At 41.7% G+C, this 10,841-nt stretch carries 11 protein-coding genes and 1 pseudogene; all 12 read left to right on the forward strand.

The features are described 5' to 3' along the window. The first annotated feature begins 38 nt into the window (after nucleotides 1-38). The 12 genes and pseudogenes from AAC155_RS07960 to AAC155_RS08015 all read left to right on the forward strand — a co-directional run bounded on the left by AAC155_RS07960 (nucleotide 39) and on the right by AAC155_RS08015 (nucleotide 10,775). On the forward strand, nucleotides 39-1,253 hold the full coding sequence (locus AAC155_RS07960) for an IscS subfamily cysteine desulfurase (protein WP_113041709.1): 1,215 nt from the start codon (nucleotides 39-41) through the stop codon (nucleotides 1,251-1,253). 24 nt (nucleotides 1,254-1,277) lie between these two features. Continuing rightward, complete coding sequence (gene iscU, locus AAC155_RS07965) at nucleotides 1,278-1,664, forward strand: Fe-S cluster assembly scaffold IscU (protein WP_112876332.1); 387 nt, start codon at nucleotides 1,278-1,280, stop codon at nucleotides 1,662-1,664. Between the two features lie 102 nt (nucleotides 1,665-1,766). Then, on the forward strand, nucleotides 1,767-2,090 hold the full coding sequence (gene iscA / locus AAC155_RS07970; RefSeq protein ID WP_113041710.1) for an iron-sulfur cluster assembly protein IscA: 324 nt from the start codon (nucleotides 1,767-1,769) through the stop codon (nucleotides 2,088-2,090). 37 nt (nucleotides 2,091-2,127) lie between these two features. Then, nucleotides 2,128-2,649 carry a co-chaperone HscB gene (hscB, locus tag AAC155_RS07975; RefSeq protein WP_113041711.1) on the forward strand — a complete coding sequence of 174 codons (522 nt, stop codon included), beginning with the start codon at nucleotides 2,128-2,130 and terminating at the stop codon, nucleotides 2,647-2,649. Between the two features lie 11 nt (nucleotides 2,650-2,660). After that, the gene (gene hscA / locus AAC155_RS07980; protein ID WP_113041712.1) at nucleotides 2,661-4,511 is read left to right on the forward strand and encodes a Fe-S protein assembly chaperone HscA; all 1,851 of its coding nucleotides are present in this window, start codon (nucleotides 2,661-2,663) and stop codon (nucleotides 4,509-4,511) included. A 2-nt stretch (nucleotides 4,512-4,513) separates the two neighbouring features. Further along, a complete protein-coding gene (gene fdx / locus AAC155_RS07985; RefSeq protein ID WP_036779209.1) occupies nucleotides 4,514-4,849 on the forward strand; it encodes an ISC system 2Fe-2S type ferredoxin in 336 nt (111 codons plus the stop codon). Between the two features lie 18 nt (nucleotides 4,850-4,867). After that, a complete protein-coding gene (gene iscX / locus AAC155_RS07990; RefSeq protein WP_113041713.1) occupies nucleotides 4,868-5,068 on the forward strand; it encodes a Fe-S cluster assembly protein IscX in 201 nt (66 codons plus the stop codon). A gap of 88 nt (nucleotides 5,069-5,156) precedes the next feature. Then, a complete protein-coding gene (locus tag AAC155_RS07995) occupies nucleotides 5,157-5,354 on the forward strand; it encodes a hypothetical protein (RefSeq protein ID WP_146748067.1) in 198 nt (65 codons plus the stop codon). 20 nt (nucleotides 5,355-5,374) lie between these two features. After that, on the forward strand, nucleotides 5,375-6,670 hold the full coding sequence (pepB, locus tag AAC155_RS08000; RefSeq protein ID WP_113041714.1) for an aminopeptidase PepB: 1,296 nt from the start codon (nucleotides 5,375-5,377) through the stop codon (nucleotides 6,668-6,670). Between the two features lie 65 nt (nucleotides 6,671-6,735). Then, nucleotides 6,736-7,128, forward strand: a pseudogene (locus tag AAC155_RS08005) (enhanced serine sensitivity protein SseB C-terminal domain-containing protein); the annotation flags it as partial. A gap of 1,091 nt (nucleotides 7,129-8,219) precedes the next feature. Next, complete coding sequence (prtA, locus tag AAC155_RS08010; RefSeq protein ID WP_113041717.1) at nucleotides 8,220-9,662, forward strand: serralysin; 1,443 nt, start codon at nucleotides 8,220-8,222, stop codon at nucleotides 9,660-9,662. Between the two features lie 966 nt (nucleotides 9,663-10,628). Then, entirely contained in the window at nucleotides 10,629-10,775 is a 147-nt protein-coding gene (locus tag AAC155_RS08015; protein WP_158536515.1) for a hypothetical protein, read from the forward strand. The last annotated feature ends 66 nt before the right edge of the window (nucleotides 10,776-10,841 follow it).

A 10,841-nucleotide genomic window follows, 5' to 3' on the forward strand; every position in this document is an offset into this window, starting at 1 on the left:
GATGAATTGAAGTATTAGAAGTAGGGAGCATGTGAGTAATGAAATTACCAATTTATTTAGACTACTCAGCAACGACACCGGTTGATCCGTGTGTTGCTGAAAAGATGATGAACTATCTGACTAGGGACGGGATATTTGGTAACCCCGCTTCTCGTTCACACCGTTTTGGCTGGCAGGCTGAAGAAGCGGTTGATATTGCCCGTAATCAGATAGCTGATTTAGTGGGGGCGGATCCGCGAGAAATTGTTTTTACTTCTGGCGCAACGGAATCTGACAATCTTGCCATTAAAGGGGCGGCTAATTTTTACCAGAAAAAGGGTAAACACATCATTACCAGCAAAACCGAACATAAAGCGGTGCTGGATACTTGCCGTCAATTGGAACGTGAAGGATTTGAAGTCACTTATTTGGCACCTCAGAGCAACGGGTTGATTGATTTAAACGATCTGGAAGCCGCGGTGCGTGATGACACCATTCTGATTTCTATCATGCATGTTAACAATGAAATTGGCGTGGTACAGGATATTACCGCTATCGGTGAAATGTGTCGCAGCCGCGGAATCATTTTCCATGTTGATGCCACTCAGAGCGTAGGCAAACTGCCAATTGACTTAACCAAACTGAAAGTTGATTTGATGTCTTTCTCGGCCCATAAGATTTATGGGCCGATGGGGATTGGCGCACTGTACGTTCGCCGTAAACCCCGCATTCGCATTGAAGCACAACAACATGGTGGCGGTCATGAACGTGGGATGCGTTCTGGTACTTTGCCTGTTCATCAAATTGTGGGTATGGGTGAAGCTTACCGTATTGCCAAGCAGGAAATGGAGAGTGAATCTCAGCGTCTGCGTGGTCTACGGTTGCGTCTGTGGCAGGGTATCAAAGATATCGAAGAGGTCTTCCTTAACGGAGATTTAGAGCACGGTGCACCGCATATTCTGAATGTCAGCTTCAACTATGTTGAAGGTGAATCACTGATGATGTCATTAAAAGATCTGGCGGTTTCTTCGGGTTCTGCATGTACTTCTGCCAGCTTGGAGCCTTCCTACGTATTGCGTGCGTTGGGGATGAATGACGAACTGGCTCACAGCTCTATCCGTTTCTCTTTAGGGCGCTTTACGACAGAAGAAGAGATCGACTACGCCATTGAATTGATTCACAAATCTATTGGCCGCCTGCGTGAACTTTCTCCACTGTGGGAAATGTTTAGACAAGGTGTGGATCTAAATAGTATCGAATGGTCTCATCATTAATCAGAGGGTTTCAGGAGTAATAACATGGCTTACAGCGAAAAAGTAATTGATCACTATGAAAATCCACGTAACGTCGGTTCTTTCGATAGTGAAGATCCAATGGTTGGCAGCGGCATGGTCGGTGCCCCTGCGTGTGGTGATGTGATGAAACTGCAAATCAAAGTCAATAATGAAGGCATTATTGAAGATGCGCGTTTCAAAACTTACGGTTGCGGTTCTGCGATTGCTTCCAGCTCTTTAGTCACTGAATGGATGAAGGGCAAATCCCTGGAGCAGGCAGAAGCGATTAAAAATACTGAAATTGCAGATGAATTAGAACTGCCGCCAGTGAAAATCCACTGTTCTATTCTGGCAGAAGATGCGATTAAAGCAGCGATTGCGGATTACAAAAGTAAATGCCAGGGCAAATAATTGCCCTTGATAATAAGAAAATAGAAAAAAATTTGGTGGATACGGGCTGTTACATACCATCCGGTATCCGCCTTTGCTGGTTTTAATAAGTGAGGTTGTTGTATGTCAATTTCCCTTACAGAAAGTGCCGCACAACGCGTTTCGTCATTCCTGAGTCACCGTGGAAAAGGTGTTGGTTTGCGTCTGGGCGTCAGAACATCAGGCTGCTCAGGTATGGCCTATCTGCTTGAATTTGCCGATATGATTAACGAAGATGACACCGTGTTTGAAGATAAGGGTGTCAAAGTTATCATAGATGGCAAGAGCATGGTCTATCTCGACGGTACGGAACTGGATTTTGTTAAAGAGGGCCTTAATGAAGGCTTTAAATTCAACAACCCAAATGTTTCCAGCGAATGTGGTTGTGGAGAGAGTTTTAACGTTTAATTCCGTTTTTCGGCCAAATCCAGAGTAAGTTTAGATTATGGACTATTTCACTTTATTTGGGCTGCCGGCTCGTTATGCTGTTGATCGAGAACAACTGGCAAGCTGTTATCAAGAATTGCAGCGTCAGTTTCATCCGGATCGCTTTGCTAGTCAGCCAGAGCGTGAAAAAACGCTGGCATTGCAGCAGGCAGTGACTATCAATGACGGTTATCAAACGCTTAAACATCCACTGAAACGCGCTGAATATATGCTCTCTCTGCATGGTTTTGATTTAGCCAATGAACAGCACACCATGAATGACAATGCTTTCCTGATGGAACAGCTTATGTTGCGGGAAGAATTGGAATGTATTGCCAGTGAAACCAATGCAGAAGTGGCATTGGCTGATTTTGCTACTCGCCTGAATGGGATGATTAAAACCCGTAATCAGCTAATGGTGCAGCAATTGGATGAACAGCAGTGGGAGCAAGCAGCCGATACGGTGCGTAAATTACGTTTTTTGGATAAATTGCAACAGCAGGTTGAGCAACTAGAAGAACGTTTATTGGACGACTTTTAAGGAAAGCGTATATGGCTTTATTACAAATTAGCGAGCCGGGTTTATCCGCTGCACCACATCAACGTCGTTTAGCTGTTGGTATTGATTTAGGCACGACACATTCATTAGTTGCCACTGTTCGCGGTGGGCAAGCGAAAACATTGACGGATAGTGAAGATCGTGACCTGCTTCCTTCGGTTGTTCGCTACCATGAAAAGGGCCTTGAAATTGGTTGGCAGGCCCGTCAACAGGCTGCGTGTGATCCTGCGAATACCATCAGCTCAGTAAAACGTATGATGGGACGCTCTCTGGCTGACATTCAGCAACGTTATCCAAATCTTCCTTATCAATTTCAAGCGAGTGAAAACGGGTTGCCGTTAATCAACACCGCAACGGGTTTGGTCGATCCTATTCAGGTTTCTTCTGAAATTCTTAAATCGTTGGCGCAGCGTGCAGAAGAAACACTGGATGGTAAGCTTGACGGTGTTGTGATCACGGTTCCTGCCTACTTTGATGATGCACAGCGTCAGGGAACAAAAGATGCGGCGCGTTTAGCCGGATTGCACGTTCTGCGTTTGCTTAATGAACCGACTGCGGCTGCGATTGCTTATGGACTGGATTCTGGTCAAGAAGGTGTGATTGCGGTTTATGATTTAGGCGGCGGAACATTTGACATTTCTATTCTTCGGTTAAGCCGTGGTGTCTTTGAAGTACTGGCAACCGGTGGTGACACCGCACTGGGTGGTGATGATTTCGATTTGATACTGGCTGACTGGATACGTGAACAGGCAGGGATTGATAATCGAGATGACCATAGTCTGCAACGTCAGCTACTGGATATGGCTACTCAGGTAAAAATCGCCTTGAGTGATGCTGATATTGCAGAGATAAACATTGCCGGTTGGCAGGGTAAAATCACCCGTTGCGAATTTGAAGCCCTGATAACCCCATTGATAAAACGGACTTTACTGGCAAGCCGCCGGGCATTGAAAGATGCAGAAGTCTCTGCGGATGAAGTTTTACAGGTGGTTATGGTGGGTGGTTCAACCCGTGTACCGCTGGTTCGTCATAGAGTTAGCGAATTTTTTGGCCGCGAACCGCTGACTTCCATTGATCCAGATAAAGTGGTGGCTGTGGGGGCTTCGATTCAGGCGGATATTCTGGTGGGTAACAAGCCAGATAGCGACATGTTGTTGTTGGATGTGATTCCTCTTTCACTTGGGTTGGAAACGATGGGGAGCTTGGTTGAAAAAGTTATCCCACGTAACACGACCATTCCGGTTGCTAAAGCGCAGGAATTCACCACCTTCAAAGACGGCCAGAGTGCAATGAGTATTCATGTAGTGCAAGGGGAAAGAGAATTGGTAAGTGATTGCCGTTCACTGGCCCGTTTTACCCTACGTGGTATTCCGCCATTACCGGCTGGTGGGGCCCATATCCGGGTCACTTTCCAGGTCGATGCTGATGGCTTGCTGAATGTCAGTGCGTTGGAGAAATCCACTGGCGTCGAAGCTTCTATTCAGGTGAAGCCTTCCTATGGCTTATCTGATGAAGAAATTGCTCGTATGATAAAAGATTCTATGGCAAATGCTCAGGAAGATATCAGTGCGCGCCAACTGGCAGAACAAAAAGTGGAAGCGGCACGGGTACTGGAAAGTGTCACCAGTGCGTTAGAAAAAGATGCTGATCTACTGAATGAACAAGAACAGGCGGCAATTGATGCGGCCGTAGAAACACTTATAAAAAGCGTTCAGGGCAATGATCCTGAAATTATTGAAAACGCAATTAAACAACTGGATAAGCAAACGCAGGAATTCGCTGCACGCCGGATGGATTCATCTATTCGTCGGGCGTTGGCGGGCCATTCTGTGGACGAGATTTAATTATGCCGAAAATTGTATTTTTACCTCATAACGATCTTTGCCCTGATGGCGCAGTTCTGGAAGCCAAAGAGGGGGAATCCATTCTGAATGTTGCATTGCGCAATGGGATTGAAATTGAGCATGCTTGTGAAAAATCCTGTGCTTGCACAACTTGCCATTGCATTGTTCGTGAAGGTTTCGATTCACTGGAAGAGAGCTCTGAACTGGAAGATGACATGCTGGATAAAGCTTGGGGGCTAGAGCCGGAAAGTCGTCTGAGTTGTCAAGCTAGAGTCTCTGATGAAGATTTAGTGGTAGAAATTCCCAAATACACCATTAACCATGCCCGTGAGCACTGATTGGCAGGAGAAAAATAAATGAGCCTGAAATGGTCCAATAGCCGTGAAATCGGTGAAGCGCTATATGACAAATTTCCTGAGGTAGATCCAAAAACGGTTCGCTTTACTGATATGCACCAGTGGGTTTGCGAGCTGGACGATTTTGATGATGTGCCTGAGAAATCCAATGAAAAGATTTTAGAAGCGATTCTGCTCGTTTGGTTGGATGAATTTGAATAACAAATAGCATTAATTTGTTATTTATCTGTCATCGTTTTAAGTTAGGCTGAACTTCTGAAAAACTGGCTTTGGCCGGTTTTTTTGTAGGATGAATATCGGGCAGGCGAAGAATTATGTAGGTAATACCCAATGGATTTCAAGATGGATCGCGACGGCAAGGGAGCGAATCCCCGGGAGCATAGGTAACTATGTGACCGGGGTGAGTGAGTGCAGCCAACAAAGAGGCAACTTGAAAGATAACGGGTATAGAAGCTTGAATAAGCTCCTTACTGCCATTAAGCGGTAATAATAAGAGGTGAGAAAAGAATGACCAAACAAATCATGCCAATAACACTGTCTTATGAACCAGCAGCAGCTTGCTGGGGTGAAAAAGCGCTGATTAGTTCCAGTGAGCAAGGGGTGATGATTCACCTGGTTGGTAAAGGTAAATTAGGGGCGGTTCAATGTGCCGGGCGTAAAATTGACGGGCAGGGAATTCGTCATGTGGCTCTGGTTGGCGAAGGTTGGGACTTGGAGAAAAGTTGGGCTTTCTGGCAAGGGTTCCGTGCGCCAAAAGGTAATCGCTCTATCGAATGGCCTCAATTGCCCGCGGCTGAAAAACAGGAGCTGGAAAGCAGAATTAAAATTATTGATTGGGTGCGTGACACCATCAATATGTCAGCGGAAGAGCTTGGGCCGGAACAATTGGCGAAGCGTGCGATTGATCTGATGTGTGGTATGGCTGGTGAGTCAGTCAGTTATCGCATCATTAAAGGCGAAGATTTACGTGAACAGGGTTATATGGGTATTCACACCGTTGGCCGTGGTTCTTCTCGTGATCCGATCTTATTGGCGTTGGATTACAACCCAACTGACAACCCACAAGCGCCGGTATTTGCCTGCCTGGTAGGTAAAGGCGTCACATTTGATACTGGCGGCTACAGCCTGAAACAATCTTCCTTTATGGATTCCATGAAATCGGATATGGGGGGAGCAGCCACTCTGACAGGTGCATTGGCACTGGCAATCAGTCGTGGCTTGAAACAACGGGTTAAACTGTTCCTCTGCATAGCGGATAACATGGTCAGTGGTAACGCCTTTAAACTGGGTGATATTATTCGTTACCGCAATGGCAAATCTGTTGAAGTGATGAATACGGATGCGGAAGGTCGTCTGGTGTTGGCTGATGGTTTAATTGATGCCAGCAGAGAAAAAGCGAAGTTAATCATTGATGCGGCAACCTTGACCGGAGCGGCGAAAACGGCTGTGGGTAATGACTACCACTCTGTACTCAGCTTTGATGACAAACTGGCGGCTGATCTGTTGACGGCGGCTGCATCTGAGAATGAACTATTCTGGCGTTTACCATTGGCTGAATTCCATCGTAGCCAACTGCCATCGAATTTTGCTGACTTGAACAACGTTGCTGGGTCATCGCATACTGCGGGTGCCAGTACTGCGGCGGCTTTCCTGTCTCATTTTGTGGAAGAATACCAAAAAGGTTGGATTCACATTGATTGCTCGGCAACTTATCGTAAATCTGCGGTAGAACATTGGTCCGCTGGTGCAACGGGTTATGGGGTTCGTTCGATTGCTAATTTGCTGTTGGCGAAGGCGAAATAAATTTATTTTATCTAAAAAACTGATTGGAGATTTTTATGGGTTCATTAAGTGAATTAGTTTCGGTTGAGATTGATGTTCCAAGTGGTAGTAAAATAACACTTAGCCAACCGGAAGAATATCCTTCGCAGCTCATTGAAGCTTTGGTCAGTTTATTTAGCCAACGTAAACCTGTTCGCCGTGCTTTTATCATACAAACTCATGATAAAAATGTGGATGAAAACCCCAATTTATTAATTGGACTGGAAATAAATGGCACCGCAGACGAAATTGAACAACTGATCCATGAAGCGGGCACTATTGCTTGTGAATACACATCGGAAGAAGAGCCGATTGACTTCTGTTTGGTTGATGAAAAAGAGCGTGGCATCAGCCATTATTTGATTCAGCATACGCAGCCATTTTACCAGCGTAAATTAGGCAGTTGGTTACGTGGAAGCATTCCGGTAATGAATAAGTGACTGTTTAGCGAGTGATAAATAGTTGTCGGTAGAATTGAAGTCTCCTATTTATTACCACAACCATTACTGATTCAAGTAAAAATTAGAGAGTCTGAGTCCAGTAAAATACAGGGCTCAGACCTTGATGATCGCGTGATTTAATTACTCTTATTAAATATTTTTTTGCAAAAAATAATTTTAATAATTACTTTATAAATTTTTCTTTTAACTCGAATGGATAAAATAAACTAAAAATCATAAAGATATAATTACAATCTAGTTTTATTTTTTATATATAATAAGACAATATTAAATCGGTAATTGCAAATAATAAACTAAAAATCAAAAGAATAATATGAAATAGAGATATTTTTTATAAAGAAAATGATAGTAAAATTCAATACCAAAGATAATAACGAAACAAATAAACTCAAATCCTGATAACCTGTAAATAACTCAGTACCTCCATCATATATTAACTTCTTGTCTTTTAAATAAATCAAATTATTCTCAATTGACATTTCCATTTTTTACAATAAATATAATTTAATTCTCTCAGGGAAAAACTTTACATAATAGATAAAGTATTATCTGATAATACTTGTTTTCTTTGTTTTCGACTTGTTCCAATAGTTACTTAATAAAATTATTAATAAATGATTTTATAAAATTTTTGAAATTCACCACATAAATAGTTAAATAGATAATAATTTTAAAAGAAAATATTGTTAAAAATTAGCAATATTTTCTGTCTTAAATAGCTATGTTATATAAAACAATTGTTTATTTGTTTTATGCTATTTTTATCACGTTTATATTAAAAAAATATGTTAATTATTTTTTACGTAATTAGCTTTAGTGTTACTTTTATGGGTAGGGATTTTTAATTGCGTGGCCGGGATAGCCCATTGTGTATAGGTTTTATTGACAGGTGTTTAATTAAATAGAAAGGTTTTATACCCTATGGATTTCAAGATGCATCGCGACGGCAAGGGAGCGAATCCTAGGGAGCATAGGTAATTATGTGACCGGGGTGAGCGAGTGCAGCCAACAAAGAGGCAACTTGAAGGATAACGGGTATATATCTAAGCTTTGAACTTATGGAGAAATATATGTCTGTAAAGAGGAAAGTTTCATATTTGGAAGAAGTTAGTGGTTCAGCAAAGGTAAACGAGGTATTGACCTGGCTACAGGCTTATATTCCAGGTAAAGATCCTAATATTGTCGTTAGGCATGAGCCCAGTAAAGATGCGGCGAAAGAATTAATCCGCAGTGATTACCGTTGGGGGCATCAGAGTGATGACAAATCTGAAACTTTCCAATTAACGTATAACTTCCTGGAGAGTGAACCAGATGATATGCCGTGGATTATTTCTGGATTTTCAGCATTTAATGAAGAACAGAAAGCTGCTGCAAAGCTGTCAATTCAATCTTGGGCTGATGTCGCGAATATTAAATTCACCGAAACCTATGATATCAAGGAAGCGAATATCACTTTTGGTTTCTTTGATTTTAGTTTAACAGATGATTATGCGTTTGCTGAGATGCCGAATTCAGGTTTTAAACAAGTAGGAACTTGGTATAACGCGGAAAGCCGTACTTTCTTAAAAAATGATATTGGCGTGAATGGTTATGGTCGCCATACATTTACTCATGAGATCGGCCATACACTGGGGTTGGATCATCCGGCTGATTATGATGCATCTGATAAGATAATTCCGACTTACAAGAAAAGCGCTACCTATTTTGAAGATAGTAGTGCTTATACCGTCATGGGTTATTTCAGTGAAAAAAATACCGGGCAAGATTTTAAAGGTATTTATTCCGCCGCGCCATTACTTAACGATATTTCTGCCATTCAGTCGGTGTATGGCGTGAATAATACTACCCGTACCGATGACACGGTATATGGTTTTAATTCCAACACAGATCGCGATTTCTTTACGGCAAAAGATGCCAATAGCAAACTCGTGTTCACTGCCTGGGATGCGGGTGGTAATGATACCTTTGATTTCTCTGGTTTTACTCAAGATCAACGTATTAACTTGAATGAAGCCTCTTTCTCGGATGTGGGTGGTCTGAAAGGAAACATCTCTGTCGCCCGTGGTGTCACGATTGAAAATGCGATGGGTGGCAGTGGTAATGACATTCTGATAGGGAATGATGCCAATAATACTCTGAAGGGTGGTGCAGGTGATGACATCATCTACGGTGGGCTGGGAGCAGATCATCTTTGGGGTGGGGAAGGCAAAGATACATTTGTCTACTTGAACGCCAAGGAGTCACCTTTCCTTGAGCGTGATTGGATTCATGACTTTGTTTCCGGTGAGGACAAGATTGATGTGTCATTGTTCGATCTGGATGAAGTAGGAAAAGGCACTATTAAGTTTGTCGAGGAATTCACTGGCGCTATTGGGGAAGCCGTGATCAGCTATGATAGCGTTAACAAGGTAAATGATTTCGTTATTAATATGGGGGGAGAATTATCTCAAGATGGTTTTGGGGTGAAGATCGTTGGAGAGCCGCTGACAGAGGCTGATTTCATCCTTTCATAACGCTTTCATAACACAAAAACACAACCGCATCTGACTGGATGCGGTTATTCGTTCAATGTGCACTTTCCTCTCTTCTGGTTGACGTCAAACCCTTTCAAGCTGGCAATATTCGTTTTACGAATAACCTGATTTTTGGGGAAACCATATCAATATGAGCTGATTTAACTAGTGGTTGGAGTTCCTAATTTACTATTTTTCTATTATACCCGTCATCTTTCAAGTTGCCTCTTTGTTGGCTGCACTCGCTCACCCCGGTCACATAGTTACCTATGCTCCCGGGGATTCACTCCCTTGCCGTCGCGATGCATCTTGAAATCCATAGGGTATATATAATAAGTCAAATACATTTGAATAAGTAATTAATGGTGTGATTTTTTTATTTTGGAACAATAAACAAATAATCTATTTTTAATTTAAAATTATTTATTGATGATATTGAGTGTAATTAATGTATACATTGTTCGTATTATTTCATTATGACAAAACAATATATGTGGAAGTTAGTTTTGGTTTGAAATTGTTTCATGTCGGTGTTAAATGTAATTAACGTTTACATTAGTTGTATAATTTGATTATTATAAAATAATATGTAATCAGACTAGTTGATAATTTTTATGTGTATAAATATACATTAATCAATGTAACCAAATGATAAATAATGTCTTTTTATGGTGAAATCTGTTTCCTATTGGAATGCGGATAGGTCCATTTTTCAAAGAATTATCAAAGTAAATTGGGTGTTAATTGGGGAACAGGAGGTTTAGTTTGTCTTGCTAATTACTTAATTATTTGTGAAATAATTTACATTGGATATTAATTCAAAATGGACAAAATACAGCAGGGATTTAGCATTCATGCCAGTGAATATATTCAATAAATCCATTTTTATTTAGTTGTGAAATTCAGTGTAGGCCAATAAAAAATTGCACAAAATCAAAGGCGCTTATTAAAAAAACAGGAACAAAAATGGAATATCTTTTGCCGGTTCACTTGGTGAATCGTTTATTCCGTTATCAGGAAAATAATTGTCGAAGAATTGCTAATTATACGGCTATTAACCGGGCTATTACCGCCGGCGTCCAAGAGAATGTGCTGTCTGAGGATTTTAATTGATGCTTGGTGTGTGCCCGTTTTTATTTCTTGGAGGGAAGAAATAAGGGCAAAACATTTGTGATGACT

The sequence above is a fragment of the Photorhabdus sp. HUG-39 genome, assembly GCF_963878365.1.
GTDB lineage: Bacteria > Pseudomonadota > Gammaproteobacteria > Enterobacterales > Enterobacteriaceae > Photorhabdus > Photorhabdus kayaii.

What these genes read in the sequence shown, in the direction of transcription:
- prtA (WP_113041717.1), top strand. Translation starts at nt 8,220, where the DNA reads ATGTCTGTAAAGAGGAAAGTTTCATATTTGGAAGAAGTTAGTGGTTCA.
- iscX (WP_113041713.1), top strand. Translation starts at nt 4,868, where the DNA reads ATGAGCCTGAAATGGTCCAATAGCCGTGAAATCGGTGAAGCGCTATAT.
- AAC155_RS07995 (WP_146748067.1), top strand. Translation starts at nt 5,157, where the DNA reads ATGAATATCGGGCAGGCGAAGAATTATGTAGGTAATACCCAATGGATT.
- AAC155_RS08015 (WP_158536515.1), top strand. Translation starts at nt 10,629, where the DNA reads ATGGAATATCTTTTGCCGGTTCACTTGGTGAATCGTTTATTCCGTTAT.
- fdx (WP_036779209.1), top strand. Translation starts at nt 4,514, where the DNA reads ATGCCGAAAATTGTATTTTTACCTCATAACGATCTTTGCCCTGATGGC.
- hscA (WP_113041712.1), top strand. Translation starts at nt 2,661, where the DNA reads ATGGCTTTATTACAAATTAGCGAGCCGGGTTTATCCGCTGCACCACAT.
- hscB (WP_113041711.1), top strand. Translation starts at nt 2,128, where the DNA reads ATGGACTATTTCACTTTATTTGGGCTGCCGGCTCGTTATGCTGTTGAT.
- iscA (WP_113041710.1), top strand. Translation starts at nt 1,767, where the DNA reads ATGTCAATTTCCCTTACAGAAAGTGCCGCACAACGCGTTTCGTCATTC.
- AAC155_RS07960 (WP_113041709.1), top strand. Translation starts at nt 39, where the DNA reads ATGAAATTACCAATTTATTTAGACTACTCAGCAACGACACCGGTTGAT.
- pepB (WP_113041714.1), top strand. Translation starts at nt 5,375, where the DNA reads ATGACCAAACAAATCATGCCAATAACACTGTCTTATGAACCAGCAGCA.
- iscU (WP_112876332.1), top strand. Translation starts at nt 1,278, where the DNA reads ATGGCTTACAGCGAAAAAGTAATTGATCACTATGAAAATCCACGTAAC.